The sequence below is a fragment of the Novosphingobium guangzhouense genome (assembly GCF_002896965.1).
GTDB classification, from domain to species: domain Bacteria; phylum Pseudomonadota; class Alphaproteobacteria; order Sphingomonadales; family Sphingomonadaceae; genus Novosphingobium; species Novosphingobium guangzhouense.
On the sequence record NZ_LYMM01000001.1, the window covers coordinates 159,759 to 186,507 of the forward strand.

At 63.4% G+C, this 26,749-nt stretch carries 21 protein-coding genes; 11 read left to right on the forward strand and 10 right to left on the reverse strand.

Annotated features, from left to right (window positions below):
• Nucleotides 1-169: 169 nt before the first annotated feature.
• A complete protein-coding gene (locus A8V01_RS00610; protein WP_103094018.1) occupies nt 170-1,063 on the reverse strand; it encodes a pirin family protein in 894 nt (297 codons plus the stop codon).
• Between the two features lie 91 nt (nt 1,064-1,154).
• Between A8V01_RS00610 and A8V01_RS00615 the strand changes: the two genes are divergently transcribed.
• Entirely contained in the window at nt 1,155-2,024 is an 870-nt protein-coding gene (locus A8V01_RS00615; protein WP_103094019.1) for a Rossmann-like and DUF2520 domain-containing protein, read from the forward strand.
• Here A8V01_RS00615 and A8V01_RS00620 read toward each other — a convergent pair.
• Nucleotides 2,021-3,667: a Na+/H+ antiporter gene (locus A8V01_RS00620; protein WP_103094020.1), complete on the reverse strand. Its 1,647-nt coding sequence runs from the start codon at nt 3,665-3,667 to the stop codon at nt 2,021-2,023. The genes A8V01_RS00615 and A8V01_RS00620 overlap by 4 nt on opposite strands.
• A gap of 294 nt (nt 3,668-3,961) precedes the next feature.
• Here A8V01_RS00620 and A8V01_RS00625 point away from each other — a divergent pair, with 294 nt between their 5' ends.
• Together A8V01_RS00625 and A8V01_RS00630 are read left to right on the forward strand one after the other, a co-directional pair.
• Nucleotides 3,962-5,797 carry a cation:proton antiporter gene (locus A8V01_RS00625; protein WP_103094021.1) on the forward strand — a complete coding sequence of 612 codons (1,836 nt, stop codon included), beginning with the start codon at nt 3,962-3,964 and terminating at the stop codon, nt 5,795-5,797.
• On the forward strand, nt 5,794-6,450 hold the full coding sequence (locus A8V01_RS00630; RefSeq protein ID WP_103094022.1) for an OmpA family protein: 657 nt from the start codon (nt 5,794-5,796) through the stop codon (nt 6,448-6,450). Before A8V01_RS00625 ends, A8V01_RS00630 begins: the two co-directional genes overlap by 4 nt.
• A 6-nt stretch (nt 6,451-6,456) precedes the next feature.
• On the opposite strand, the gene A8V01_RS00635 is transcribed toward A8V01_RS00630, so the two are convergent.
• Together A8V01_RS00635 and A8V01_RS00640 are read right to left on the reverse strand one after the other, a co-directional pair.
• Nucleotides 6,457-6,930, reverse strand: a complete 474-nt coding sequence (locus tag A8V01_RS00635) for a hypothetical protein (RefSeq protein ID WP_103094023.1) — start codon at nt 6,928-6,930, stop codon at nt 6,457-6,459.
• Between the two features lie 106 nt (nt 6,931-7,036).
• A complete protein-coding gene (locus tag A8V01_RS00640) occupies nt 7,037-8,026 on the reverse strand; it encodes a sterol desaturase family protein (RefSeq protein ID WP_103094024.1) in 990 nt (329 codons plus the stop codon).
• A gap of 230 nt (nt 8,027-8,256) precedes the next feature.
• Here A8V01_RS00640 and A8V01_RS00645 point away from each other — a divergent pair, with 230 nt between their 5' ends.
• Nucleotides 8,257-10,323, forward strand: coding sequence for an AsmA family protein (locus A8V01_RS00645; protein ID WP_103094025.1), 2,067 nt, complete (start codon nt 8,257-8,259; stop codon nt 10,321-10,323).
• Nucleotides 10,324-10,330: 7 nt separating this feature from the next.
• Here A8V01_RS00645 and A8V01_RS00650 read toward each other — a convergent pair whose 3' ends face one another.
• The 3 genes from A8V01_RS00650 to A8V01_RS00660 form a co-directional block, all read right to left on the reverse strand.
• Entirely contained in the window at nt 10,331-11,692 is a 1,362-nt protein-coding gene (locus tag A8V01_RS00650) for an AtzE family amidohydrolase (RefSeq protein WP_245892180.1), read from the reverse strand.
• On the reverse strand, nt 11,689-11,895 hold the full coding sequence (locus A8V01_RS00655; protein ID WP_103094026.1) for a hypothetical protein: 207 nt from the start codon (nt 11,893-11,895) through the stop codon (nt 11,689-11,691). The genes A8V01_RS00650 and A8V01_RS00655 overlap by 4 nt, the downstream gene beginning before the upstream one ends.
• 68 nt (nt 11,896-11,963) lie before the next feature.
• Nucleotides 11,964-12,803, reverse strand: a complete 840-nt coding sequence (locus A8V01_RS00660; protein ID WP_103094027.1) for a DODA-type extradiol aromatic ring-opening family dioxygenase — start codon at nt 12,801-12,803, stop codon at nt 11,964-11,966.
• 200 nt (nt 12,804-13,003) lie between these two features.
• Here A8V01_RS00660 and A8V01_RS00665 point away from each other — a divergent pair, with 200 nt between their 5' ends.
• The gene (locus A8V01_RS00665) at nt 13,004-14,263 is read left to right on the forward strand and encodes an MFS transporter (RefSeq protein WP_103094028.1); all 1,260 of its coding nucleotides are present in this window, start codon (nt 13,004-13,006) and stop codon (nt 14,261-14,263) included.
• Nucleotides 14,264-14,305: 42 nt separating this feature from the next.
• Here the strand turns inward: A8V01_RS00665 and A8V01_RS00670 are convergent, their stop codons facing one another.
• Entirely contained in the window at nt 14,306-15,397 is a 1,092-nt protein-coding gene (locus tag A8V01_RS00670; protein ID WP_103094029.1) for an acetamidase/formamidase family protein, read from the reverse strand.
• A 187-nt stretch (nt 15,398-15,584) separates the two neighbouring features.
• Between A8V01_RS00670 and A8V01_RS00675 the strand changes: the two genes are divergently transcribed.
• The 3 genes from A8V01_RS00675 (at nt 15,585) to A8V01_RS00685 (ending at nt 19,729) form a co-directional block, all read left to right on the forward strand.
• A complete protein-coding gene (locus A8V01_RS00675) occupies nt 15,585-16,070 on the forward strand; it encodes a VOC family protein (RefSeq protein ID WP_103094177.1) in 486 nt (161 codons plus the stop codon).
• A gap of 109 nt (nt 16,071-16,179) precedes the next feature.
• Nucleotides 16,180-17,373: an aromatic ring-hydroxylating oxygenase subunit alpha gene (locus tag A8V01_RS00680; protein WP_103094030.1), complete on the forward strand. Its 1,194-nt coding sequence runs from the start codon at nt 16,180-16,182 to the stop codon at nt 17,371-17,373.
• A 49-nt stretch (nt 17,374-17,422) separates the two neighbouring features.
• The gene (locus A8V01_RS00685; protein ID WP_211294921.1) at nt 17,423-19,729 is read left to right on the forward strand and encodes an acetamidase/formamidase family protein; all 2,307 of its coding nucleotides are present in this window, start codon (nt 17,423-17,425) and stop codon (nt 19,727-19,729) included.
• A gap of 17 nt (nt 19,730-19,746) precedes the next feature.
• On the opposite strand, the gene A8V01_RS00690 is transcribed toward A8V01_RS00685, so the two are convergent.
• On the reverse strand, nt 19,747-20,586 hold the full coding sequence (locus A8V01_RS00690; RefSeq protein WP_103094031.1) for an oxidoreductase: 840 nt from the start codon (nt 20,584-20,586) through the stop codon (nt 19,747-19,749).
• 197 nt (nt 20,587-20,783) lie between these two features.
• Here A8V01_RS00690 and A8V01_RS00695 point away from each other — a divergent pair, with 197 nt between their 5' ends.
• The 3 genes from A8V01_RS00695 to A8V01_RS00705 all read left to right on the forward strand — a co-directional run bounded on the left by A8V01_RS00695 (nt 20,784) and on the right by A8V01_RS00705 (nt 23,926).
• Nucleotides 20,784-21,935 (forward strand): LLM class flavin-dependent oxidoreductase, encoded by a 1,152-nt coding sequence (locus tag A8V01_RS00695; protein WP_245892181.1) that lies wholly within the window; start codon nt 20,784-20,786, stop codon nt 21,933-21,935.
• Nucleotides 21,928-22,566: a cysteine hydrolase family protein gene (locus A8V01_RS00700; RefSeq protein WP_103094032.1), complete on the forward strand. Its 639-nt coding sequence runs from the start codon at nt 21,928-21,930 to the stop codon at nt 22,564-22,566. Before A8V01_RS00695 ends, A8V01_RS00700 begins: the two co-directional genes overlap by 8 nt.
• A gap of 139 nt (nt 22,567-22,705) precedes the next feature.
• On the forward strand, nt 22,706-23,926 hold the full coding sequence (locus A8V01_RS00705; RefSeq protein ID WP_103094033.1) for an MFS transporter: 1,221 nt from the start codon (nt 22,706-22,708) through the stop codon (nt 23,924-23,926).
• A gap of 22 nt (nt 23,927-23,948) precedes the next feature.
• On the opposite strand, the gene A8V01_RS00710 is transcribed toward A8V01_RS00705, so the two are convergent.
• Nucleotides 23,949-26,345, reverse strand: coding sequence for a TonB-dependent receptor (locus A8V01_RS00710; RefSeq protein ID WP_245892183.1), 2,397 nt, complete (start codon nt 26,343-26,345; stop codon nt 23,949-23,951).
• Nucleotides 26,346-26,749 lie beyond the last annotated feature (404 nt).

The following is a 26,749-nucleotide window of genomic DNA, read 5'->3' on the forward strand; positions in this document are numbered from 1 at the left end:
GGGGCAGCGGGCAAGAAGGTACATGTTCAGCTTTCCGGGTTGCGGACCAGTGGGCTCTCCCATGCAAGGGCCGCCCATCGTGCTGCGAGCGTGCCGGAGCCCGCTATATAGGTGTCACGCGCCGGAAGGAAAGCCCTGCAACAAAAGGACCGATCACTCGCCTCGCAGTTCAGGACATGGCCGGAGGCTTCAGAAATGGATCGTCGGGCAAAGGAATGAATTCCTTGTCATCCGCGTCCGGGAGTTTCATGCGCCCCGCCTTCCAGTCTTCCGCGGCCTGCCGAAGCCTTTCCTTGGACGAGGACACGAAGTTCCAGTAAAGAAAGCGTTCGCCCACAGGCTCGCCGCCCAGCACCATCACGGTCGAGCCCTGCAGGGCGACGATGCTTGAAACATCGGACCCAAGGACCAGCATTTGGCCCGCTTCATAGCAGGTCCCATCCACCTCGACAGAACCGGTCGCGATATAGACGGCACGTTCCGAATGACCGCCTGGTACTTCGGCTCTTGCCCCAGGAATCATGTCCAGTTGTGCGTAAAACAGCGGTGAATGCGTTTTCGCCCCCGCGCTCAGACCATAGGCGCTGCCTGCAATGAGTTGGCCCGTTACACCGGCCTCTTCCCACTGCGGAAGATCATGCCCGGCGTGGTGCGAAAACGAGGGTGCTGTCTCTTCATCCTCCTTCGGCAGCGCAACCCAGGCCTGAATACCGTGCAAATGATCGCCAACCGCCCGCGCTTTCTCAAACCGCTCGCTATGCGTGATCCCGCTGCCAGCAGTCATCCAGTTTACCTCGTTCGGGCGCACTGTCTGATGCGAGCCGACGCTGTCGCGGTGCATGATCTCGCCAGAGAACAGATATGTCACCGTGGAAAGTCCGATGTGGGGATGCGGCCTGACGTCAAGGCTGCGATCGGCACCGGCGGCGACGTCAAGCGGACCCATATGATCAAAGAACACAAACGGGCCGACCATCCGTCGCTTCGCGAAAGGCAGCACTCGCCCCACGTCCAGACCGCCGCCAAGATTGCGCCGTCGTTGCTCGATTACCATCTCGATCATAAAGGTTCGCCCGTCTGTTTCCTTGCAGTGCCACCTATGATTGATCGCCGAAGCTCGTGCAACTCACACAGGCCCGCGCTAGGCAGGGGTCATGAACTCGCTCCCCATCGCCAAGCGGATTGGCATCGTTGGAACTGGCCGCGTCGCACGAGCCTTCGCACTTGCCCTGCGCGGCCGATCGGCCGCGCCCATCATGCTGTGGGGCCGATCACCTCAGCGCGTGGCGCAAGTATCGGGCGAGGTGGCGCAATGCACCGCGGCCGATACTCTGAACATGCTGACTGCCGCTTGCGATCTGATCGTCATCGCCATTGCCGACGGCGCTATTGCGGGGATAGTCGCGGCGATGAAGCAAGCGCCGCCAAAGCCGGGGGCTTTCGTCTGTCACGTAAGTGGCGGCAGCGGCATTGCCCCTCTCGTTGATCTGCAAAGTACCGAGGTGCTGACTGCGGCAGTGCATCCTGCGATGACCTTCACCGGAAACCCCGCATTCGAGGTCAGCCGGATGGCTGAGGCGTGCTTTGCCGTGACCGCCTCCTCCGACCGCGCCATGGCCATCAGCCTTGCTCTTGTGGATGCCCTTGGCGGCAAAGCCGTCGAAGTCACCGAAGATCATCGGCCGCTGTATCACGCCGCATTGTGTCACGCCGCCAACCATCTGGTTACCCTTGTTGCCGGGGCAAGTCAGGCATTGACAGCGGCGGGTGTCACCGATCCCGGCACCTTCCTGGCGCCGCTGGTTCGTGCCGCGCTGGAAAACACGCTGGAGCAAGGCATCGCTGCGCTTTCAGGACCGGTGTTGAGAGGCGATGCGGACACCATACGCAGCCATTTGCACGCGATCGCGCATGATGTCCCTTCCCTCATGGCGCCCTACAAGGCCATGGCGCAAGCCACGCTCCACGGCCTTGGCGAAGTACCGGGACAACGGCGCGAAGAGCTGAAGTCTCTCCTTGACTAGTGACTTGCCCCTGCGTTGGAAAAGCGGGCCTCCGAAAGATCCAGTTCACGGGTCAGCTTTTGCGCAATCGAACTGCTGATCCTGCGTCCGCGCAGCATCTGGGACAATGCCGCGCGCTCCGCCTTGACACCGACGAGGCGGAACTCCCGGGCCAGGTTGTCCGAAGCTCGCGGTGCACCCGATTGGCGCTCGCTCAGACCTTCGATACGCTCGCGGTACAGGTTCATGATCTGGCCGCCGGCATCGGAATATACGTCCGCCGCTCCATGCGTCTCTGCAAGCGCATGCTGATGCCGCTCGATGGCGCGAATGGCCGCTTCAGCCACTTCGATGCGAACGGAATCCTCTTCAGCCTGCCGGGCCGGCTCGGCGGGCATCGCCAGACCTTTAAGCAGGATCGGCAACACCAGCGTGGCGAGAACAAGCGAGACGATGATGACCCCGGCGGCCAGGAAAATGGCAAGATCGCGTGCCGGGAACGGGCTTCCGTCGTTAAGTGCAAGCGGCAGCGTCAGGACACCTGCCAGGGTGATGGCACCGCGCACGCCCGCTACGGACGTAGCCGCGATAAGGCGCCAGTCCGGCGTCTTCGTACCGTCACCACGGCGCGCACCGCGCAGGATCGTCAGTTTGAGTGATGCCCAGACCCACGCGAAGCGCAAGGTCGCAAGCCCGGCAACGATCACGAGAATGTACACTGCCAGCCACCAGGCCTGCGTATGGCCGGTCACCGCCACGGTTTCGCGCGCACCGGCAAGAATTCCAGGCAATTGCTCGCCCAGCAGAACGAAGATGATGCCGTTCAAGGTGAACTGGATCATGTCCCACACCGAATTGCGGCGCATGCGCGTCGCGGCCAGCGCCTGGCGCGATATCTCTGCGTAAGTCATTGTCACGCCGGCACTTACTGCTGCAAGAATGCCGGATGCATGGACATGCTCCGCCAGCAGGTAGGATCCGAACGGGATCAGCAGGCTGACGAGGATTTGCGAGCCGGTATCCTCGCCCCAGCGCTTCGTGACCCACGCCTTCGCGCGCGTTACCACCAGCGTCACCACGACGCCGATGACGAGGCCGGCGCCGGCGACCCACAGGAAATTGAGCGCTGCGCTGCTTGCCGAAAACGTACCGGTCAGCGCGGCCGCCACTGCGAAGCGCAGACAAACGAGGCCGGATGCATCGTTAAGCAGCGATTCACCCTCCAGAATGTGCATCATTCGCTTGGGGATCGGCACTCGGGCAGCGATGGCAGAGACCGCGATCGGGTCTGTGGGGGAAACCACAGCAGCCAGCGCAAATGCCACGGCAAGCGGCATCGATGGTATCATCCAGTGGATCAGGAACCCCATCCCGATAACGGTGATGAGGACCAGTCCAAGAGCAAGCTCGACTACGGTTGAAGCATCCTTGAACAGTTCATCCTTAGGAATACGCCATCCGTCAAGAAACAGCAGCGGCGGCAAGAACAGGAAAAGGAAAAGTTCAGGATCCAGATCGACCCGGTGCGACGTGGACAATCCGATCACTCCGCCCAGCACGATCTGCACCAGTGGCGTGGGCACGGAGAATGGCAGCATCCTCGCAACGGCACCGCTGACGACTACCGCCAGCAGCAGAAAAAGTACAATCGAAACTGTCTCCAAAACTTAACTCCCTATGACTTGGCGGGACCAGTCTAGGGGGCAGAATGCCCGTGGGGCAACCCGGCAATTGCAAAGAAAGCAACATTCTTTGACCCCGAACCCTTCTTCCGGGTGCACGCAGGCGGTACACAACGGCACCTAACGCTACCCTACCGACACCCACCGCACCTCCACCATCTTGCACCCTCTGAAACGACGTGCAGACCTGGCACCTGATACCGAAGGGCATATCGTTCCGTGCAAAAATCCAGATCAACGGTTACTTTTGCCCTTTCGAGGGGTTACCCCCTGCCTATGGAGCAAACAGCCCTCGTCTTCGCGCTGATCGGTATCCTCGGGATCGGAGCGCAGTGGATCGCCTGGCGTACCGGCTGGCCGGCCATCGCGCTGATGCTTGCCGCGGGGGTCATCGCCGGGCCTGTGACCGGGCTGATCGTGCCGGAACATACTTTCGGCGAACTGCTGGAGCCGATGGTTTCGGTCGCGGTGGCGCTGATCCTGTTCGAAGGCGGGCTCAGCCTCAATTTCCGGGAACTGCGCAAGACCGAAGGGGCGGTCACGCGGCTGATGCTGATCGGCATTCCGCTGGGTTGGGTGCTGGGCGCCGTTGCCTGCTATTACGTCGCGGGCCTCGTCTGGCCGGTTGCGATCCTGTTCGCCGGCATCCTTGTGGTGACCGGGCCGACGGTGGTGATACCCCTCCTGCGCCAGAGCAACGTAGCCCCGCGGCCCCGCGCGATCCTGAAGTGGGAAGCGATCGTCAACGACCCCTTCGGCGCGCTCTGTGCCGTCATAACGTATGAATACCTGCGCCGCGTCGACGAAGGCGGCACCCTGCTGTCCGTGGTGGCGGCATTGCTGGGTGCGGCACTGGTCGCCGGACTGATCGGCTATGCCACGGCCCGCGCGATCGCCTGGGCATTTCCGCGTGGCCATGTGCCCGAATATCTCAAGGCCCCGGTGCTGCTGGTCGCGGTGATCGGCACGTTCGTGCTGTCCAATCTCATTCAGCAGGAAACCGGGCTGCTTGCCGTCACCGTCATGGGCGTGGCGGTGGCCAACATGCGCCTCGATTCACTGCGCGATATCCATCCGTTCAAGGAGAACGTGACGGTATTGCTCATCTCCGGCGTCTTCGTGCTGCTTTCGGCTTCGCTCGATTTCGACGTGCTGCGCCATTTCGAGTGGCGCTTCGTGGGCTTCCTGCTTGCCCTGCTGTTCTTGGTGCGCCCCGCAACGGTGCTGACCGCCCTCGCCTTCAGCAAGATCCCGTGGAACGAGCGCCTGCTGGTGGCGTGGATCGCGCCGCGCGGTGTCGTGGCCGTTGCGGTTTCGGGCCTGTTCGCTCTGCGGCTTGACCAGCTGGGCTATGGCGACGGCAGCATCCTTGTCACCTTGTCGTTCTCGGTCGTCGTGGCGACGATCGTGGCGCACGGTTTCAGCATTCGCCACGTGGCCCGTTGGCTGGGCGTGATGGGCGCGCCGCAGAAGGGTCTGCTGATCGTCGGCAGTACGCCGTGGAGCCTGTCGCTTGCTCGCCAGCTCAAGTCGCTGGAACTGCCCGTGATGATTTCGGACGCCAGCTGGCAGCGCCTTGCCGCACCGCGACAGGCGGGCATCGCCACCTATCACGGCGAAATCCTTGCCGAGACGACCGAGGAGCGCCTCGACCTCACGCAGTTCCAGGTGCTTGTCGCCACGACCGAGAACGAGGCTTACAACGCCCTCGTCTGCAGCGAATTCGCGCCGGAAATCGGGCGCGATGCGGTCTACCAGCTGGGCGGCACCGGGGATGACGAAGACCACCGCAGCCTGCCCGAAGCGCTGCGTGGCCGCGCGATGTTCGCCGCCGGCCACGGCGTAGAAGAGATCATGGAGCGCGAGACAGCGGGCTGGACCTTCCGCAAGACCCGCATCAGCGAACAGTTCGGCTTCGACGACGCGCGTTCATCGCTGCCGAGCGAGGCGGACATGCTCTTCGTGCTGCGCAAGGACGGGCGGATACGGTTCTTCACCCATGCCTCGCGGCCAACGCCGCAGGCGGGCGATATCGTCGTATCCTACGGACCGTCGCGCCATTCCGATCCAGAACCCAACGGCCAGTCCCAGAATAAGGAGGCAACCGCATGAGAGGCCTGAAACTGCAAGGCGGAGCCGCCCGCTGGTTATCCGTCACCGCGATCGGCCTTGGCATTGCGGCATGCCAACCCGGTGGAAATCCCGCCGACGAGCAGACGGAGGCTGTCGCGGATGCCGCGACCGACGGGTCCGATATCGCCGAACCGCAACCGGAAAAGAAGTCGATCATCCGCCCGGAGATCGAACCCACCCCTACCGAGACCCCGGTGCTGGAGCCGGAAACCCTTGTCGTCCCCTTCCCTGCCAAGGGAGCGCAGCCCGATAGTGCCGGCACGGCGCTGATCGATAACCTGATGACGCACCCGACGTTCCGCACCGGCGGGCCGATCACTATCTGGGGCCACAGCGATTCCAAGGGATCGGACGCGGACAATCTGGCTGCATCACGCCGCCGGGCAGAAGCGGTGCGCGATTACCTTGTGAAGAAGGGGGTCGCGAAAGACAGGATCGCCGTCATCGCGCTGGGTGAAGCCCGCCCCATCGCGCCCAACAGGAACCTTGACGGCACAGACGACATGGAAGGCCGCGCCAGGAACCGCCGGGTAGAAATCAAGGTCGATATCCCCGCGCCGCCGCCCGTTCAGGCACCAGCCCAGACACCAGCTCAGGCCCCGGCTCAGCAAGCGCCGGAACAGGGACAGTAAGGCTGCTCAGACCTGCGGGGCCTCGCCCGCAGGCAGGTGGTCCGGGCCAAGGTTCTTGCGGAACACAGACCGGATCAGCCAGGGCTCCAGAATGCGGCCGACGACGTAAAGCGTAGCGAATATGCCCGCAAAAACGAAGGCCGGATTGCGCGATTCCTTCAGCAGCCAGGCGATGCCCAGAAACAGGAACGGCAAGGCGAAGCAGAACTGCAGTGTCGGGCTGCTGAGGTCGTAGAGCAGCAGCCCGCCATCGGTATCGTCCACCACCCTCAGCGTGCCCCGATTGAACGTGGCCATCTTGTCCTGCGCGATCGGGTCCTTCTTGGTGAAGGTCAGTGTATCGTCGTCAATCTGGTAGCTGGTTCCGCTCGTCTGGAACAACTGATCGAGCCGGGCGAAAGCATCTGCGGGAGATTGCCGGAAACCGAGTGCCAGCGATCCCCGAACGCGCCAGATCCGGTCGATGAAAGGAACGTTCACGCAAGGATTCTCCAGATAATGCTTTAGGGACGCCGGACCCGCTCCATGAAGGTGCAAGGTCCGGCCCACGGGCTCTGCGGCCGCCGGGTAACAAGCGATCCGGCGCTTACTCGGCCGGGATGGCAACCGGCTGGAAGCGGACCTGAACGGCAGACTTCGTCGACTTCCACGCCTCGGTGAAGGGGTAGGTCATCTGCTCACGGATCGACATGCGGCGCCCGCCTTCCATGCCCAGCACTTCCGCCTCGCCATCGACGCAGGTTCCGAACATGCGGTCGATGAAGATGTATGTGCCCGAATAATTGCTGCGGCTGGCTTCGAAGTCCTGCGAATGGTGGACGCTGTGATGCTCGGTCGTGTTGAACAGGAAGCGCCACCAGCGCGGCGTGTTGAAGCGCACATTGATATGCTGGTACGTGCCCACCGCCATGCCGATCGCGCCGGCAAGCAGCACCGCGCGCGGCAGGAAATCGAAGAAGCCGCCGATGCCCAGGCCGATCAGGAACAGCTCAACCGGGTTGCCGACCGCGCCCTTGTTGATATTCAGCTGCGTGATGTAGTGGTGGACCGAGTGGGTTAGCCAGAGCGGATACCAGTTGTGCATCCCGCGATGCATCCAGTACTGTCCGAAATCGAAGATGAACGATATCAGGAACGCCTGAACAAGCAGGGGCATGTCCTTGAACCAGGCCAGTTTTTCCCATTGGAAGAAATGCTGGACGGCTTCGATCATGGCATCGTCGCCGAAATGCTTCCCGGCGTATTTCACCAGCGTATAGCTGATGCCGACATAGAACAGATCGGTGACCAGTTCCTTCCAGGTAAGGCGCCAGCTATCATGCCGCGGGTTCACCCATTCCAGGCAATAGAGCAAAACCTTGAAGCCGATGCCGATGCCGATCGCGGTCGAAGCCTTGGCGATGGAATCGGGCGCGTAGAGCCAGAAGGCAACCAGCGCGATCAGGATCGCCGGCTGGAAGTGCGTGAAGACGAATCGTTTAACCGGACCGCCTTCGACTTTCGGTATGTTTTCCCAGCCAACGGTGACCGGAGACTGTGTACCGATCAACCTTTTACCAACGCGAACTCCGTCCATATCGCCTGCCCTCGTAATACCCAGTTACCCACCTTGGTAATACTAAACTCAGAAATGGTAATACTAAAGTTCGGCAGCTGTCTACGCCCTCGTGCAAGAGCCGCAAAATAAACCGCAAGGGCATCCTGCCCGGCGCGGCGACCGACGCGAAAAGCTGCCATGAACCGGCCCGTCAGGCAACGAGATTGGCGGCCTGCAACCAAACGCGCCTCTCGTGCGATTTCCAGAACATGGAAGCACCCGCCGCCATAGAGGCACCCGCGCCAGAGGAGCACTCCGGACGATCGGAACGCCGGCGCTGGCATATCGTGCGCAATGTCGCGCTCATCGTGCTGGGCAGCCTTTTCGCCGTATGGCTGATCCTTTTCATCACCAAGGGCCGGTTTTTAAAGCATCCCTTTGAATCGGTGACGAGTTCGCTGACCGACCGCAAAGTCAGCGTAGGCGGTGATTTCCAGCTCTATTTCGCCCCGCTGCGGATCAAGTTCCTGGCCGAGAAGCTGGAGATTTCCAACCCCCAATGGGCGAAGGGACGCGCGCTTTTCGCCGCTGGGCGCATCGATGCGCGGATCGCGCCCCTGTCGCTGATATTCGGGCGGCGTCACGTCTATTCGCTCGATCTTGAGGACGGCGTCGCGAATCTCGAATGGGATGCGGCGCACAGGCGCAACACCTGGACGTTTACCTCCGACGGCGAAGGCAAGCCCTTCGAGATGCCCCGGATCGATCAGGCGACCATAACCGGCACTCGCTTACGCTACATCGATCCGCAGATGCCGCTACTGGCGAACCTGCTGATCGAGCCGGTTGCCGCCGCAGATACGCGGATCGGAAAGGCCGTGGGCCTGACCGGCGACGGGCGTTTCCGGGATACGCCGTTTCGCGTCTCCGCACAGTTGCTGTCTCCCGACGCCAGCATCGCGGGTGGGGAGAACCGGCTTCGCGCAAGGGCGTGGGCCGCAAACAACGTGATCGACGTTTCCGGCACCCTGCCCGCGCTGACCGAATTCGAAGGCGTGCCGCTCAACGTCGCGGCGCAGGGACGTAACCTTTCCGAACTGCTCTCGATCATCGACGTGGCCATCCCGCAGACACGCCGCTACGCGCTCAAGGCGAAGCTGGTGAAGGATGCCGACGTCTATCGGTTCACCGGGATGACCGGCACCTTCGGGCAATCCGACCTGTCCGGTCGCTTCACGATCACGAACGCCGAACGCCTGCGGATGGATGCGGCGCTTGAGACCCGGCGGCTGGACATCATCGATGCCGCGCCGTTCATCGGCTACAACCCCGACACCGTCGCTGCAAAGGGTGCGGTGGCGGCGGCGGCCGAGACCGGCGCGGGAGGGCAGCGCATACTGCCCGATGCCGCCCTGCCCGTGGAAATGATGCAGCGTTTCGATGCCGGACTGAAGTGGAAGGTCGGAATAGTGCGGTCGAAGAACGTGCCGATCGCGAATATCGCGCTTACCCTGTCGCTGGACAAGGGCAGGCTGGAGCTGTCCCCCCTGACCTTCTCCATGGCGCGCGGCGATGTGGCGTCGGATCTGGTCTTCGACACCCGCCAGCGTCCGTCCGCCAACAGCTTCGATATCCGCCTTGCCTCAACCCCGATGGGGCGCCTGCTGGCCGGATATGGCCTGGCCGATTCCGGCACGACGGGAACGATACACGGCAGGGTGAAGCTGGACGGACGGGGTGACACCATCCACGATTCACTCGCCTCGTCCAACGGACGGATCGCCTTCGTTATGCCGCAGGGCACGTTGTGGACCCGCAATGCGCAGCTGGCCGAGCTGGACCTCGGCACGTTCGTATCGAAGATGTTCCAGGGCAAGCTCAAGAAGCCGATCGAGGTCAACTGCGGTCTTCTGGCCTTCACGGTGCGTGGCGGCGTGGCCGCAGCGGACCCCATCCTTATCGACACCAGCAAGAACGTGGTGACCGGACGCGGCGGCTTCAGCTTCGACAGCGAGGCGATCGATCTGGCCTTCCGCGCTGACGGGAAGAAGTTCAGCCTCTTCTCCGGCCAGTCCCCGGTCGGGCTTGGCGGACACTTCGCCGAACCCAGCCTTCAGGTAATCAGCCCGCAACTGCTCGGACGCGCCGGGGCGGGCCTTGGCCTTGCCGTCATCGCCACTCCGGTCGCGGGGCTGCTTGCCTTTGTCGATCCGGGCGATGCCAAGTCGGCTGCCTGCGGCCCGGTGCTGTCAGGCGCCCGCGCCAGCGCCCAGCGCACAAGCAAAGGCAAGCCGCGCGACGACTTAGGCAGCGGCAAGTCAGGAAAGATCGACTAGGGCCGGCTTACGCAGGCGGGTTGGGCACCGCGCAAAGGCCCTTGTCGATCAACTGGCGGGCGGCACGGAACAGCAGCGGTTCATGCCCCGCGGCGCTGATCAGCTGAACGCCCAGCGGCATCGCGAAGTCTCCCGCCAGCGGCAGCACGAGCGCAGGCAGTCCCATGAGACTGATGGGCTGGGTATAGATGCCAAGGTGACTGCGGGCGGGGATGGATTGTCCTTCAAAGGTCATCACCGGGTCGGCGATCGTAGGTGCAAAGCCCGGTGCCGCAGGCGTAAAGAGTACGTCTGCCAGTTCGAACTGGCGACGCAGGCGCGCCTGTATCCAGCTGCGGAAACGCTGTGCGGCCAGATAATCGTCGCTTGGCAACAGCAACCCTGCCAGCATGCGATCCCGCACGGGCGGTTCGAACTGCATGGGGTCTGCTTCAAGTGCAGGGCGGTGCAGGCTGGCGCCTTCCGCCGCGATGATGACGGATGCCGCCGCGCGGGCGATTTCCGAATGCGGCAGCTCAAAGCTGATCCGTCCAAGCCGGCTCCAGAAGGCATCCAGCGGCCCGCGCATTTCTTCCGAGATATTATCGTCGAACCAGCTCATCAGCCGTCCGAACGAGATTTCCCCCCGCAAGGGTTCCTGTCGTTCGGGGGCCCCTTCGCGCAGGATCGTGCGGACCAGCGCAACGTCATCCAGATCGCGGCCGAGCACGCCCACCACGTCAAGGCTTTCGACGAACGGGTACATGCCATCGCGCGGAAGATCGCCGTAAGTCGGCTTCAGGCCGATCACGCCGGTCAAGCCCGCAGGGACACGCAGCGATCCGTTGGTATCGAATGCAAGGCTGAGCGGCACCACGCCCGTCGCCACCGCGACGGCCGATCCGCCCGCAGCACCGCCCGCCACGCGCGAAACATCATGCGGATTGCGGGTCGTGCCGTATTCAGCGTTCATGGTGACGAAGCCGTAGCCGAATTCGTCCATGTTCTGGGTGCCGACCAGCACTGCCCCTGCCGCCTCCAGCAAGGCGATCGCCCTGGCGTCGCGGCTAGCGAAGGCGGCATTGCGGCGCGTGCGCGAACCGGCTGTGGTGATTTCTCCGGCAACGTCGAACAAGTCGGCCGCGCCGAACGGAACGCCCGCGAGCGGGCCGGGGTCAAGCCCTGCTTCCACCAGCTTGTCGACCGCCGCAGCCCGCGCCAGCGCCCGGCGGCGCAGCAGACGCGTGAAACCGCTGCGGTCTGTGCCAAGCTGCTCTGCCTGTTCGAACGCCAGGGTTGCCAGCGTAACGGCGGTCACTTCCCCGCTGCGCACTTTGGCGGCCATGGCGATGGCGGATGAAGGCGTGGACATGGTGGGCATCGCGGTCATGCCTCGAACCGCATGGCGCTGGCGCTGCGCGGGTCGAGCGCGAACGCGCGCAGGGTGGCCACATGATCCTGCAGGACGATCAGGTTGGACAGCACGCCGGAAACACATTCCTCAGGCGCGGTGATGCCCGCCTCGGCCATGCGCGCGCGCACGCTGTCCTCGCTCGGACGTGCCGCCTTCCCGCTTGTTTCGGCCACCGGCATGATCTCCCTCGCTCGCCATCGATCGAAGGGGCACCCTTACAGCCTTGCGGTCGGGCGGCAAGGGGCCTTTACCCGAAGCGGAACGCCGATATGTCCGCCATCATGACGTTGTCTGCGAACACTTTGCGTCCGGCCGATGCGTTACCCGCGCCCGCGGCCACCATCAGGGGCAGCAGGTGTTCCTCTCGCGGGTGGGACAGGCGGCCGGCAGGGGCTTCGTCCCAGTGCGAAAGAAGGCTTTCGCGCTCTGCCGAAGGCGCCTCTACGGCGCCGGTCAGCCACTGGTCGAATACCGCCGACGGGCGCGTGGCTGCAGGCGTGCGGAAGCCGCGCATGTTGTGGTAGCTCATTCCCGAGCCCACGATCAGCACGCCCTCATCCCGCAGCGGTTCAAGCGCCTTGCCAGCGGCGATGTGCTCGGCCGGGTCAAGATCGGCCTTGAGGGAAAGCGGTACGACAGGAATGGTCGCATCGGGATCGATCAGCAGGAAGGGCACGAAGACGCCATGATCGAAACCGCGCGACGGATCCGTGCGCGCGGGCAGCCCTGCACCGCTCAGCAGGTCCACCACCCGTTCGGCCAGCGCGGGGGAGCCCGGCGCCGGATATTTCAGCTCGTAAGTGTGTGGCGGGAAGCCGTAATAGTCGTAGATCATCCCCGGTTCCACGGCGGTAGACGCAGTGAAGGCGGCTTCCTCCCAGTGGCCGGATATGACGACGATGCCCTTGGGCCTTTCCGGCAGCGTGGAAACGAGCGCACGCAGCCATGCTTCGGTCTTGTCCCAGGTATCCGCAGGGCCGCCCATGACGGTCCAGTCCATAAAGAAGCAGGGGCCGCCGCCGTGGGGGATGAAGAAGGTTGGCATCTGCGTGGTCGAGGCGGTCATTTCGCCCGTCTGAACATTCATCTCGGCAAGTCGTCCCTGGCTGCATTCGTGGACAAGTTGCGACCGAAGCGGTCGCTGTGCGCAAAGTCGGATCGGCGCGCGGCTGGCGCAAGGACCCATAGTTGATGGCCTGCGAAGGAATTGTTGCGGCGCGCGTATAATCGCTTGGGATCGGGCCCCGGCGGCCTTCTACTCCGGCAATCGGAACCGGAGATCTGATCATGTCGACAGCATCAGCCCGTTTGGCCATCGCTGCCACCACCGGCAATCTCGTGTGCATGACTGCCGCCATCAGCGCCACTTTCGGGACCTTTCTGGTGCCGATATCGCAGGAGATGGGCTGGTCACGCGCGGCGGTTTCCGGCGTGCTTGGCCTCATCGCGATCATCGCGGCGATAAGCTATCCGCTGATCGGACGCACCATGGATCGCGTCGGCGCGCGGCCTCTGATCCTCTGCGGCAATCTGGCGCTGGGCATTCTGGTGGCAAGCCTTGCGTGGACCACCGACAGTCTGTGGCTGTTCTATCTGCAGTACGGCCTTATCGGTTTCGCCGGAGCCGCTTGCGCTTCGCCGATGATATCCAAGGTCGTGTCCAACTGGTTCGATAGCCGCCGCGGCTTGATGCTGGGCGTCACTGCCGGAATAGGAAACGGCGTGGGGGCAACGATGATGCCGGTGCTGGCGGGTATCCTGCTGCCCCAGATCGGGTGGCGGGCGTCCTATGGAGCGATCGGCGCGGCGGTTGTTCTTCTCGGATTTCCGGTCATGTGGTTATGGCTGCACGACACGCCGGATCATGCATCCCCGCGCCCCGACGAGCCGCAACGCGTTTTCGAAGGCATGACGCTGGGCGAAGCTGCCTCCACCCGGCGCTTCTGGGTGCTGCTGATTGCCGTGGCAAGCGGCGCGGGCGGAATGACGGCAGTGTTCACGCATGTCGTCCCGATGATGACCGATCGCGGTTTCGGCCTTGGCGAAGCGACAGGCGTTGTCGCAACTTTCGCGCTGGTCACCGCCGCCTGGCAGGTCGTGACTGGCGGACTGCTGGACAAGCTGCGCACGCCGTTGCTGATCGTCCCCATGTATGCGGCGGCGATGGCCGGCCTTGCCCTGCTGCAGTTCGGACAGGGCAGCCTTTCGGCCACTGCGGCGGGTGTGCTGCTGGGCATCGGCATGGGCGCGGAATACGCCGCGCTGCCCTATTTCTGTTCGCGCTACTTCGGTCTCAGGCATTTCGGGGCGATCAACGCCGTGCTCTACGCCGCCGTCATTCTTGCACAGGGCCTGACCCCGGCCGCGATGGACCTCAGCTATGACGCGACGGGCTCCTACGACCGGGCCTCGATGGTGATCATAAGTGTGCTGGGCGCGGGCATGGGGTTGCTGCTCCTGCTCCCCGGCATCGGCGTTGACGGCCGCCCCCGAACGCGAGCACCCAACGTCATGGAACCCGCACAACTGACTTTCGCGGCAGGCTGATGGAGAAGCGGCCCAGCTTCGCATCGTCCGTTGAAGCAGCCGTCAGCCGGGATCGATCACCGTTCCCTTTGCCGGGAACATCCTGCGTTCGATCCGCGCATGGACGCCCAGCGTACCATCCACCACTTGCGTCACGCCGAAGTCGGCCGCCACGCTCATCAGCGAATAGGCGTCCTCCTTGCTGAGCCCCTGCTGTTCGTGAAGCAGATGCAGCATGTCCATCGAGCAGTTTTTCATCGCCTGATCGAGATCCTCGCCGAAGCCGTGGACGATCCAGTTCTCCGGCGTTTCCAGCAGGGGTGAGGGGAAGGAGAAATCCTTCCTCAGTACGATCTGGAACAGGCAGTCCAGCGACGCTTCGATCGCCGTGCCGCTGATTTCCCCGTCACCCTGGCTGACGTGGGGATCGCCGATCGAGAACAACCCGCCCTTGACCTGACATTTGTAGAACATGGTCGAGCCCGCGCCGATGCGCCAGTTATCGATGTTGCCGCCGTGCAGGCCGGGCGGAATGGTCGATACCGGCGCGTCCACGGCAGGGGCAACTCCCGCCGTGCCCAGATGCGGCCGCGCCGGGATCGTGATGCCGGGAAGCGCGGGATGACGATCGCACACAGGGCAATTGGTGATCGTTCCGGGAATAAGGTATTCACCAGGGAAATCATAGGCATAAAGGGCATGTGCGGTATTGGCGCCGGCATCCAGTTCATAGATGGTCACACGCTCTTTCCGGCCGAACTCCTCGTACAGATGGCCCCAGTTTGCGGCCAGGTTCGAACCATAGTTGTTGCGCGGCTGCATCTGCAGATAACGGACCTCGATCATGTCGCCCGGCTCTGCATCGTCGATGTAGATCGGGCCGGTCATGATATGCACGCCGGGCGCACGCGATGCGGGATCGACTTCGCGAAAGATGCGCTCCACGCCTTCGTCGAACATCAGGTCGGGGGCGTCGCCGGCGTGGTGCGTAACCGCTTCGGCATGCACCAGATCGCCGCTCCTGATCGTCAGCGCGGGCTTGATGTCGGGAGAGAAAAAGCCCCAGTGAATGGTCTCCGGCGTGGCCTTCAAATGCCAGATCGCCGAGGGCCGCGTGTCCGCCTTCGCCGATGTCAAAGTGGTGACCGAAGCCATGCAGTGTCCTTTGCAGAGTGGAGGATCGACGGCTTCACCTTCCTCCGGGGGACTGAAAGGGTCTTGGCCTCCAGCGCACTGGTAGTTGGCGGCGGGTGCCGTCAACAAACCGGACGCCTGCCGCCAAGAGCCTTGCGAACAACTGGCGCAGACCGTGGGAACCACAAGAACGGGGACCAACGCCGCCATGCCCAACACGCTCATCTTCGTCGATCTGCCCGCCGATGACCCGGCGGCCGCAGCGCGGTTCTACGCCGAAGTCTTCGGCTGGCGCGACGATCACAAGCCGCTGGGAATCTATCATCGGATGGTGCCGGGGGGCATGTTCGCGAACCCCGACGGAACCGAAAGCCTGGTGGGCAATCTGCATGTCGGGATATTCAATCCCGCCAATGCCCGCCCGCATCCCGATCCTTCAGGCGTCGAGCCGCGCAGCATTGCTGCAGAGGGGAGAAAGCCCCGCATCTGGGTGCTGATCGGCGATGACGACACGCCTGAACGCATCCTTTCCGCTGCCGAAGAACGGGGAGCGACGGTGCTGTGGCGGGATCACTTCTGGAGCACGTTTAACGGTCTGAACCACGCATTCCGCGACCCTTGGGGCAACGAGATCGTGCTTTGGGGCAAGGCCGGAGATCCGCCCGCCGTTCCAGAAGGCTACACCAGAGAATAAGCCGTCTCGCATTTGCGATATTGCCTTCGCAGATGCCGCATGCACAAATGCACGGAACGGCACATCGCGGCACCCCAAGCATACCTAACCCGCACGCAGGACGGTCCCCATGCCCGCATCGACCATGACAGACGCCTTCATCGATTCCCTTTCCGCATCGGCGGTAGACCTTGCCGATGCGGTGACGCTGCCGCCGTCCTGCTACACCTCCGACACGTTCTACGAATTCGAGAAAGAGGCGCTCTATTACGGCGAATGGCAATGCGTCGGACGCGAGGACTGGATCGCGAAGCCGGGGGACTACTTCACCACCCGCACGGTCAACGAACCGATCATCGTATCGCGCAATCTTGAGGGCAAAGTGCGCGCAATGTCCGCCGTGTGCCAGCACCGAGCGATGCTGGTGGCCGAAGGCAGCGGATCGGCGCGCGGGTTCCTCTGCCCGTACCACCACTGGAGCTATTCGCTTGACGGTACGCTGGTGGCGGCGCCCGCAATGAACCGGACCTGCAATTTTGACCGCAAGGCCAGCAGCCTGCCGCGTTTTGCCGTAGAGATCTGGAACGGGTTCATCTTCGTCAACTTCAACGAGAACGCCGCGCCGCTGGCCCCTCGCCTTGCCCATGTGGCCGAAGCGATCGCGGGCTATGACCTTCCCACCGCCGAAGGGCCGCGCCCCGATCCGGGGGCAAGGCTGCCTTGGAACTGGAAGGTGATGTTCGAGAACAACAATGACGGCTATCACGCCAGTCGCCTTCACGCCGGGCCGCTGCATGACTTCGTCCCTTCGGGCAAGGCCGAATTTCCGCCGTCCGAGCCCGAGGATGCGGGCTTCCTGCGTTTCAACGGCACGCTTCACGCCGACGCCAGTTTCAACGCCACACAGCGCGCGGTGCTGCCGATCTTCCCCGGCCTGTCCGATGCCGCGCGCAACCGGATGACCTTCGCCAATGTTCCGCCATCGCTCAGCCTCATCATGATGAGCGATATGGTGATCTACCTGATCCTGCGCCCCGATGGCCCGCAATCGCTGGAGATGGACACCGGCCTGCTGTTCGCGCCCGGCGCAATGAAAGACCCCACTTTCGATCACAAGCTGGACATGAACATGCGCGCAACCGCACATATCATCGCGCAGGACTTTCACGTCGACGAACTGGTGCAGGAGGGCCTGCGATCCCGCTTTGCCCCGCGCGGCCGCTATTCCTGGCAGGAAGGAGCGCAGGGCCAGTTCAACAAGTGGCTGGTCCACCGTTACCGCACTGCACACAAGCGTCTGGCGGGATTGGAAAACGTAAGTTAGGCTGACATCCAAAGGGTCCGGAAGCGTTAGACACAAGGAAATTCCCGGCATGACCGGCGTGCGATTGACCACCAATGCCTACCCGCACGACCAGCGATTACAGGCCTGGCGTTTCGCACTGCAGCGCGTGTCGCTGGAACTGGATTCCGACAACGAGGATATCTACGGCGACATCGCCAGCTTCACCAGCGGGCAGAAGATCCAGTTCGTGCGCTGCACCGGAACCGCGCAGGCGCTGACCCTCGATTTCGGGCAGGAAGCGCAGTGCTTCTGGCTGGTGTTGCTGCTGGAAGGGGCGCTGGTGGCCCAGGCCGGGGATCGCACCGCCGAGATCGGGGAAGGCGACATGGTCTATGGCGGCGGCGACACCCGTTGCCGGATCGCCATGGAGGGCGATTTCCGCCTGCTGCTGGTCAAGGTGCCGCACAGCCTGCCCGCGCTCAAGTCCCGTTCCCAGTTGCCGACAGAGATCAGCGACCTTGTGGCCGACACTGCCGTCGGCCGCATGATGTCCAGCCTGCTGCGCACCGTTGCCGATACCATCCTTGAAATATCGGACGATCAGATCCGCCCGGTCGAACTGGCGCTGCCGGAAATGATCGCCGCCACCCTGCTGGACCGCGCACCCGCCAAACAGCTTGGCGGCGCCGCGGGCGGACGGGCGGCCATTCTTGAACGGGTGTTCCAGTCAATCGAGATGCGGCTGTCTGACCCCAATCTCAACACGCACCAGATCGCGTCCGAACACAATATCTCGCCGCGCTATCTGCAGAAGCTGTTCGAATCCCACGGGGAAAGCTTCGGCCACTATGTAAAGCTGCGCCGCCTTGAGCGTTGCCGCCTTGACCTTGGCAGCCCGCTCCACGCGCAGCGCTCAATTTCGGAAATCCTGTTCCAGTGGGGTTTCAACGACAGCGCCTCTTTCAGCCGTGCTTTCCGCGAACAGTACGGGATGAGCCCGCGCGAATATCGCAAGTCCCCCGAAATCGCCACCGCAGCGCCTGCAACCCCGCGCCGGGGCCGCCCGGAAAAAGCGCGCGACGTGCGGATGGACAACCGTGAACCGCCCAGCGTGCTGGCGGGCCTGCCCTCTCTGGATGACGCCGTGCGATCGCGCCGGCATCACTTCCTGCCCGCCCGGCCGGACACCATCCACTGGGGCTACTTCAGCCGGTCCCTGCAACCCGCGCTGGAGATCCGGTCAGGTGACTATGTCACGATCGAAACGCTGACCCACCACGCCAACGACGATGCCGAACGCATGATCGAAGGCGATGCGGGCGCAGAAGCGGTGTTCCACTGGACCGCCGAAGGCAAGGCCGTGGAGCGGCGGGGCGCCGGGCCGTTCGATGCCTCTGCGCTTGGCCGCGGCCCCGGCGAGGGGTTCGGCGTCCACATCTGTACTGGCCCGATTGCGGTGGAAGGAGCGCGCCCCGGCGACCTCATCGAAGTCCGCATACTCGACATGGAGAACCGCCCCAGCCAGAACCCCCGCTTTGCGGGAAGGGCGTTCGGCAGCAACGTGGCGGCCTATTGGGGCTACCACTACAACGACCTGCTGACCGAACCCAGGCAGCGCGAAGTCGTGACCATCTACGAAATCGAGAACGGCGCCGGTCGCGCCAGCGCGCAGGCGGTCTATTCCTATCGCTGGACGCCGCAGACGGACCCGTCGGGCGTAGTCCATGAACGGTACGATTACCCCGGCGTGCCGGTCGATCCCGAGACGATCACCCGCAACTTCGATGTGCTGCGCGACGTGACGATCCCGGTGCGCCCGCACTTCGGCGTGGTGGCGCTGGCGCCGGCCCATTCGGAACTGATCGATTCCGTGCCGCCTGCCAACTTCGGCGGCAATATCGACAACTGGCGGTTGGGCGCGGGGGCAAGCGTGTTCCTGCCGGTCGGCGTTCCGGGCGGCCTTCTGTCGATGGGCGACCCCCACGCCAGCCAGGGCGATTCCGAACTGTGCGGCACGGCGATCGAATGTTCGATGACGGCGGTGATCCAGGTGATCCTCCACCCCGCCAAGAACCGCGCGAAATATATCCTCGACATAGACTATCCGATGATCGAAACCCGTGACGAATGGGTGATCCTGGGCTTCTCCAGCGCGGAATACCTCAAGGATCTGGGCGCCAATGCCCAGAGCGAGGTCTACAAGCAGTCCTCCATCGATGCGGCCATGCGCGACGCCTTCCGCAAGGCGCGCCGCTTCCTGATGACCTTGCGCGATCTCAGCGAAGACGAGGCGATATCACTGCTTTCGGTCGGCGTGGATTTTGGGATCAGTCAGGTCGCCAACGGCAACTGGGGCGTTCACGCGGTCATCCGCAAGAGCCTGTTCCCGGCCTGAGCCTTTGCCTTATTGCGCTACTGCGCGCCGCCCTGCTGCGCCGCAACGCCGGTGGTCAGATGCTGCCAGTCGTCAAACTGGGCTTGCAGCATCGCGAACTCATGCCGGGCATAGCCCTGCGCGTCGGTTCCCAGCAGAAGCACCAGCGGCGGATGGGGCGACGAGACGGCCTCAAGCACTGCGTGGGCCACTTTGACGGGATCGCTCGGTTCTTCCCCGTGGTGGCCCGTCAGCACCTGGCGCGCCATGTGCGCCGTCCCGGCGTAATCGGAGATGCGCGGCTCTGCCCCCAGCAGGCGGGATGCGGCGAATTCGGTGCGCATGCCGCCCGGTGCTACGTTGGTCACCTTGATGCCAAGCGGCCCGACCTCCTGCGCCAGTGTGCGTCCGATGCAGTCGAGCGCGAACTTGCTGGCGCCGTAGATGCCGGTGCCGTTCCAGCAGGCCATGCCGCTGATCGAGCCGACATTGACGATATGCCCTGCCCTGCGCGCGCGAAGATGCGGCAACGCCGCCTGGATCACCGCCAGCGGGCCCCAGACGTTGACGTCGAACAACGTCTTTGCGTCATCGATCGGGGTTTCCTCGATCGCGCCGGTATAGCCCAGCCCGGCATTGTTGACGATGACGTCAAGCCCGCCGGTCCGCGCCTCTGCCGCATCCACGGTGGCCTTAACCGCCTGCGCATCGGTGACGTCGAGGACAACGCCGACGGCCCGCTCACCCAGCGTCTCGAAGGCGACAACGGCGGCCGGATCGCGCAGGGTGCCGACAACGGTGTGGCCCGCTTCCAGCGCGACTTGCGCGATAGCGCGGCCAAGGCCGGTGCTGACGCCGGTGATGAACCAGGTGCTCATGTCGATCTTCCCTCGTGAAACCCTCGGCGCGAACGGCGCGCTCGGCACCGCCCAGCCCCTAGCCTCATCGCCCATGCGCATCTATACCCCCTGCGCCTCATGCCTTGACCGGCGACAACAGCATGGGCGCACGGTGACAAGAACCGCGCGCCACCCCATTCTAGCCTGTGCCAAGGACGAGCGAGCAGGGAACCCGGATGAGCCCCCAGACGATGCCTCAGACGATGCAGGCCCAACCGCGACCGGCCAGCTTCGGCCTGCCCTCCGATAGCGGCGGGCGCGATCTGGGCATTTTCATGCCGATGGCGAATGGCGGCTGGATCCTTTCGAAGAACGCGCCCACGCTTGACGGATCCTACGACTATAACCTCAAAGCCGCCCGGCTGGCCGAGGAGATCGGCCTGGACTTCATCATGGCCATGGCCAAGTATCGCGGTTACGGCGGCGAGACTCAGCACTGGAACGCATCGCTGGATTCGCCGATGATGATGGCGGGTCTGGCCCAGGCGACCAGCCGGGTGAAAGTCTGGGCAACCGTCCACACGATCCTGCAAAACCCGGCCGTCGTTGCCAAGATGATCGCCACGCTCGACCAGATCAGCCACGGCCGCGCCGGGCTCAACGTCGTCACCGGTTCGTACAAGGGCGAATTTTCGCAGATGGGCGCCTGGCCCGAAGGCGTCGACCACGATGAGCGCTACGTCCTGGCCACCGAATGGATCCAGGGCATCAAGGCGCTGTGGACGCAGGATACGGTGACGATGAAGGGCAGGTACTTCACCCTCGACGATTGCATGTCGAACCCCAAGCCCTCCGCCCCGCCCTTTCTTGTCTGCGCAGGAACCTCCAAAGTCGGGATCGAATTCACCGCCAACGAAATGGATGCGCTGTTCCTTTCGGGCGGCAACGTGGATGAGCTGGCAAAGGCCAGCGCCGATGCAAAGGCCGGCGCGGCAGAGCATGGGGCCAGGATACGCACGTATTCGATGATGACCGTCGTGTTCGGCGAAACCGATGAGGCCGCAGAAGAAACCGCCGCCTCGTTCCGCGCCGGGTTCGACGAAGGCGCCCTTCACGGCATGATGCGCGCCTACGGCTTTCTTGACGCGGAAATCGGCAAGGAGAACGCCTTCACGCAAAAGGCCCGCTCCACGTTCATGACCCCGCATGTGCTGGGCACGCCGGAAACGGTGACCGCGCGCCTGTCCGAGATCTTCGACAAGACCTCGCTTGACGGGCTCATGCTGATCTTCCCGGATTATCACGCGGCGCTGCCGGTCTTCGGTGAAAAGGTGCTTCCGGTCCTGCGCGAACGCTTCCCCGCGCAGATGGAAAACGCGCATGGCTGACCTGCCGCACGTGGCCGATCCGGGCGATATGATCGCGCCCGCGCGCACCGCGTTGATTGTGGTGGACGTGCAGGTGGACTTCGCCTCTGCCAAGGGACTGATCGGCCGCCACGGCACCGACATGGCCGCCGCCGAAGCCGCGATCGACCATATCGAACCGCTGATCGCAGCCGCGCGCAGCGCCGGAGCCACGGTGGGTTTCATGCGCGTCATGACGCGGCCCGAAACCGATGCCAATGCACTGGTGACGCTGATGGTCCGGCGCGGTATGCCGGGGGCGGAAGGCATCTGCCGCGTCGGCAGCGGCGGCGAGGACTATTATCGCCTTTTCCCCGAACCCGGCGACATCGAAGTGGAAAAGCGCGCCTATTCCAGCTTCCACGGCACGGATTTGGAGGCGCAGTTGCACGCGCGCGGGATCGACACGCTGGTGATGACCGGCCTTACGACTGACTGTTGCGTCGATTCCACCACGCGCGATGCGTTTCACCGCGATTTCCATACCTTCGTGGTCTCTGACGCCTGCGCCGCTTTCGATCCAGACCTTCACAGCCATGCGCTCAGGGCGCTGAGCCAGCACACATCGCTGCTGGTGACGAGCGAGGCGGTGATTGCGGCATGGGCGCCATGAACCACCTCTCTACGGTGAAGGGCTGTGATGCCATCCTGCTCCACGTGGAGAGCAATATCGACGCAGGGCTTGCGCCAACCCACGATAAAGTCACCGCAACCGCTTCTACCACCCGTTCCGTGATAGGGACCATGCCGCGATGAATACCCGTCTGCTCGTCATCATCGTGCTTCAGGCGCTGTGCCTGATGTACTTCCTGCTTTCGGCGGGGACGTTCAATTCGCTGGGCATGGTGCTGCCCTCCATGGTGGAGGCGTTCGGCATGAACTGGGCGCAGGCAGGTTTCGGCTTCACCCTGCTGGGCACCGCCTGTGGGCTTGTCAGCCTTGCGCCGGCGCTTACCATCCGCAAACTGGGCGTAGGGCGCACGCTGGCAGCGGGTACGGTGATGCTCTTCGCCGCCTTCATGCTGCTTTACACCTCTACCGGCGTGATGAGCTACTATCTGGGCACCACCCTGCTGGGCATCGGCTACTGCTTCTGCGGCACGGTGCCCGCTGTTCACGTGCTGTCGAGCAGCTTTCGCCGTCGCTCCACGGTGCTTGGGCTCTATTTCACCATCGGCAATCTGGGCGCAGTGGCCGGACCGCTGCTGTGGTACGCATCGCAAAGCGCCGGGTTCGACTGGCGGTTCTACTGGCTGTTGTTCGCCGTGGCGTCGGTGATCGTCGGCGCCTTCTGCACCCTGACTGCCGGACGCCTGCACATCGCGGCACCGGAAGAGCAGGCCCCCTCCCCCGACACCTCTACCGAATGGACGGTGCGCCGGGCGCTTGGCACCGTGCAGTTCTGGGTCGTGGTGGGCGCTTATACTGCCTGCCTTGCCATCAACACGACAACGCACGGCTTCGCCTATCAGCACCTGATGGAGCACGGCGTCGGGCAGGATCGCGCGTCGCAGCTCATCAGCCTGTCCGCCCTTGTCTGCGCGGTCGGCTCGGCGCTGGCGGGAATCGCGGGCGAGAAGGCAAGCGCGCGCACCCTGACGCTGTTCTCGCTCGGCTGCCTCGGCGTGTCGGCGGCGACGCTGGCGCTGGTGGACGGCCCACTATCGCTGATGCTCTGGATGGTGACCTTTGGCGGAGGGCTGGGATTCAGCTACGTCAGCACGGTCATGCTGCTGCAATCGTACTTCGGCCAGCGGGCATCGCTTGAACTCTATTCGATCATGATGGCGGTATCGACATCGGCCGCGATCGGCCCTGCGCTGGGCGGAGCGGTAAAGGACCAGACCGGCAGCTTCGCGGGCATCTTCATCGGCCTTGCAGCCATCAGCGCCGTGCTGTTCTGCGCTGTTGCAATCCTGCGCAAGCCGGGCGCACGCCCGGTGCCCGATACCCCGGCGATACCGGCGGAGTGATCAGGCGATCGAACCGCCTCTTTCAGAACTTGTAGCCGACCGAGAAGATGGCCTGGCGCGGAGCGATGTAGGTATCGGAAACCTGCCCGCTGCCATAGGGGTCAGTAAAGCGTGAATTGACACCGTCCTTGTCGAACAAGTTGGTCACCGTGGCCGAAACGCTGATGCCGGTATCAGCGATGGCGTAGCTGGCAAACAGGTTGACCTGCGAATAATCGGGCGTGTCATCCTGCACCGGGGTGTTGAACACGCGCGACTGGAATGTGCCGCGATAGATGTACTGTGCGCGGGCGGTGAATTCACCCGGCCCAAGTTCCCCCGTCCACGAAACCGCTGCCGATCCCTGTACTGACGGCATCTTGGGAATCTTGTTGCCATTGATGTTCACACGTGCGGCTTCGCGCACCAGCGACGCGGCGTAGAAATTCGCATAGAACCCGGTGATCCCAAGGTAGCCCGCCGCATTCTGCACGGCACCGGCGGTCGTTGCGCTGAGTGCCATGTAATCCCCGGTGAACTTGCCCTGCAACAGCGACAGCGACCCTTCGAGGCGCAATTGCTGTGCAGGATGCCAGTCCATCTCCAGTTCGGCGCCATAGACTTCGGCCTTGGGCGCATTGCTGATACCCTCGCCAAAAAGCACCGCGTCTTCTTCAAGGAACTGCAGGTCCTTGTAGAAATAATAGAAGGCCGATGCGTTGATCTGCAGGGTATCGCCGAAAAAGCGGTTCTTCGATCCGATCTCTATCGAATCAAGCGTCTCGGGCTTGTACGTCGGCTTCACGCCGGTATCCCACTGGAACACCGTGTAGGAACTGTTCCCGCTGGCGGCAGAGCTGTTGATGCCGCCCGGCTTGAACCCGCGCGTGTAGCTTGCGTATATCATGTTGTCGGGCGTCAGCTGGTAGTCCAGCGCGAACTTGCCTGTCAGCCGGCCAGTGCTCGTCCCCACGGTGCGCGCGGGTTGCAGGTAGGCGCCCGAAGTCTGGCCGCTGACCCCGCCGGACATGCTGTCGCTGACGCCGCTGTACTTGTCATGATTGTAGCGGATGCCTGCCGTCACCGTCAGCGCATCCGTGACGGCAAGGCTTCCCTGCGCATAGCCGGCGTAAGCTTCGCGCACGATGCCGGACAGTTCGGCATAGGTCAGCGCCTTCACGGCAGCGTCGTTGAATGGGGTGCTTGTGGCAAGCGGCGGGTTCAGGCCGGCCCCGTCGTCATCGCGATATTCGTTGATGTAGTTGCCATTCTTCGAACGCAAATAGACCCCGCCGACGATCCAGCGCAGCGGTCCGTCACCGTTGGAGGCAAGGTTGTATTCCTGCGTCCACGATCGGGTGTTCTGTTCCCAACTGGCAATGTGGTCGTAGGTATAAAGCCCCTCGCTCGCCTCTGCGAACAGAGCGCGGTTCAGTCCGTCGCCATCCCACGACAAGTCGCTGTGCAGCTTCTGGTAGCTGGTGATCGAACTGAACGTCGCTCCGCCAAGATCGAACCGGACCACGCCATAATACAGCTGAGTGCGGATGTAAGTCTTTCCGGGGAAATCCTGAGTCAGTTCACGCGGGTCGGGGTTCGGGTCCAAAATGTTCTTCTGCGCGGTTGCGTTCTGGTCACCCTTGTACTGGATGGTGGAAAGCAGCACCGATATGCGGTCAGTCGGCGTCCATTTGACCGCAAGCTTGCCGCCCCATTCATCCGCATCGTCAAGTTCGTAATCGGCATCGGCGGCAACGTCGGTGGCCTTCGCATAGCCATCGTGACGCAGGCGCTGCCCGGCGGCGCGGATCGCCAGCGTGCCGGTGATCGGCACGTTGATGGCGGCATCGGACTTGAACATGTCATAATTGCCGTAACCCAGGTTCACCGAACCCGACAGGGCAGAGGTGTCCGGCTGCTTCGACACCACGTTGATGGTGCCGCCGGTGGAGCCTTGTCCGTACATCGTGCCCTGCGGGCCACGCAGCACTTCAACTTGCGCAATGTCGATGAAAGCGGCGTTCGCGGCGATCGAATTGAAAATGTAGACGCCGTCGATGTGGAACGACACACCCGGCTGGGTCGAAGGGTTCTCCGGCGTTTCCGAACCGATGCCGCGGATGGAGATCATGCGTTCACCGCCCCCGCTCTTGGCCACGACAAGGCCTGGAACAGTGCCGTTGAGGCCGGTGATCTCGGTGATATTGGCCTTGTTCAGCGTATCGTCTGTTACGGCGGTGACGGACAGCGATGCCTTCTGAAGCGTAACGTTCGTCCGCTCGGCGGAAACGACGATCTCTCCGATCGGACCGCCACCTTCGGCCGCAGCCCCATCGGCCGTGTCCGCATCTGCCGCCCACGCAAAAGATGGGCAAGCCGCTGCCAGCAACGCAAGGACGGAGACGCCTGCGGCGCCCATGAAACGAGCATTCGTGGTCACAATAACCCCCATCCAAGAAGGCGCATCGCATCGATGCGCACGTTGGCACCGCCTTCCCTTTTCCGATGATCCTCGCCCGAGGGGGCTGGCGACCGGCTTTGCCGGTTCACCATCGTGCCGATTCCGGCAATGCCCCCGTCGCGGCTACTGCCGCTGTTACTGCCGCTGTTACTGGCGCGGTTCCTGCCGCTTTTCCCTGAACCTTTTCTCGCAACCATCTTGCCCGGCCGCCCATCAAGACTTCGGCGAAACCCGGTTCGACGCAAGCGCCAACTTGCCGCGTGCGCTCGCGATCAAGCGGCGGGGCATCATGCGCAAAGAACCCTTTCGCAACGAAGCGACCCGAAGATGGCCGCAACGTGACCATGTATCCGGGATGCCGCTGTACCGCCGAAACGGCACTG

What these genes read in the sequence shown, in the direction of transcription:
- A8V01_RS00625 (WP_103094021.1), top strand. Translation starts at nt 3,962, where the DNA reads ATGGAGCAAACAGCCCTCGTCTTCGCGCTGATCGGTATCCTCGGGATC.
- A8V01_RS00645 (WP_103094025.1), top strand. Translation starts at nt 8,257, where the DNA reads ATGGAAGCACCCGCCGCCATAGAGGCACCCGCGCCAGAGGAGCACTCC.
- A8V01_RS00665 (WP_103094028.1), top strand. Translation starts at nt 13,004, where the DNA reads ATGTCGACAGCATCAGCCCGTTTGGCCATCGCTGCCACCACCGGCAAT.
- A8V01_RS00695 (WP_245892181.1), top strand. Translation starts at nt 20,784, where the DNA reads ATGAGCCCCCAGACGATGCCTCAGACGATGCAGGCCCAACCGCGACCG.
- A8V01_RS00690 (WP_103094031.1), bottom strand. Translation starts at nt 20,586, where the DNA reads ATGAGCACCTGGTTCATCACCGGCGTCAGCACCGGCCTTGGCCGCGCT.
- A8V01_RS00670 (WP_103094029.1), bottom strand. Translation starts at nt 15,397, where the DNA reads ATGGCTTCGGTCACCACTTTGACATCGGCGAAGGCGGACACGCGGCCC.
- A8V01_RS00630 (WP_103094022.1), top strand. Translation starts at nt 5,794, where the DNA reads ATGAGAGGCCTGAAACTGCAAGGCGGAGCCGCCCGCTGGTTATCCGTC.
- A8V01_RS00615 (WP_103094019.1), top strand. Translation starts at nt 1,155, where the DNA reads ATGAACTCGCTCCCCATCGCCAAGCGGATTGGCATCGTTGGAACTGGC.
- A8V01_RS00700 (WP_103094032.1), top strand. Translation starts at nt 21,928, where the DNA reads ATGGCTGACCTGCCGCACGTGGCCGATCCGGGCGATATGATCGCGCCC.
- A8V01_RS00660 (WP_103094027.1), bottom strand. Translation starts at nt 12,803, where the DNA reads ATGAATGTTCAGACGGGCGAAATGACCGCCTCGACCACGCAGATGCCA.
- A8V01_RS00685 (WP_211294921.1), top strand. Translation starts at nt 17,423, where the DNA reads ATGACCGGCGTGCGATTGACCACCAATGCCTACCCGCACGACCAGCGA.
- A8V01_RS00640 (WP_103094024.1), bottom strand. Translation starts at nt 8,026, where the DNA reads ATGGACGGAGTTCGCGTTGGTAAAAGGTTGATCGGTACACAGTCTCCG.
- A8V01_RS00675 (WP_103094177.1), top strand. Translation starts at nt 15,585, where the DNA reads ATGCCCAACACGCTCATCTTCGTCGATCTGCCCGCCGATGACCCGGCG.
- A8V01_RS00705 (WP_103094033.1), top strand. Translation starts at nt 22,706, where the DNA reads ATGAATACCCGTCTGCTCGTCATCATCGTGCTTCAGGCGCTGTGCCTG.
- A8V01_RS00610 (WP_103094018.1), bottom strand. Translation starts at nt 1,063, where the DNA reads ATGATCGAGATGGTAATCGAGCAACGACGGCGCAATCTTGGCGGCGGT.
- A8V01_RS00650 (WP_245892180.1), bottom strand. Translation starts at nt 11,692, where the DNA reads ATGACCGCGATGCCCACCATGTCCACGCCTTCATCCGCCATCGCCATG.
- A8V01_RS00655 (WP_103094026.1), bottom strand. Translation starts at nt 11,895, where the DNA reads ATGCCGGTGGCCGAAACAAGCGGGAAGGCGGCACGTCCGAGCGAGGAC.
- A8V01_RS00680 (WP_103094030.1), top strand. Translation starts at nt 16,180, where the DNA reads ATGCCCGCATCGACCATGACAGACGCCTTCATCGATTCCCTTTCCGCA.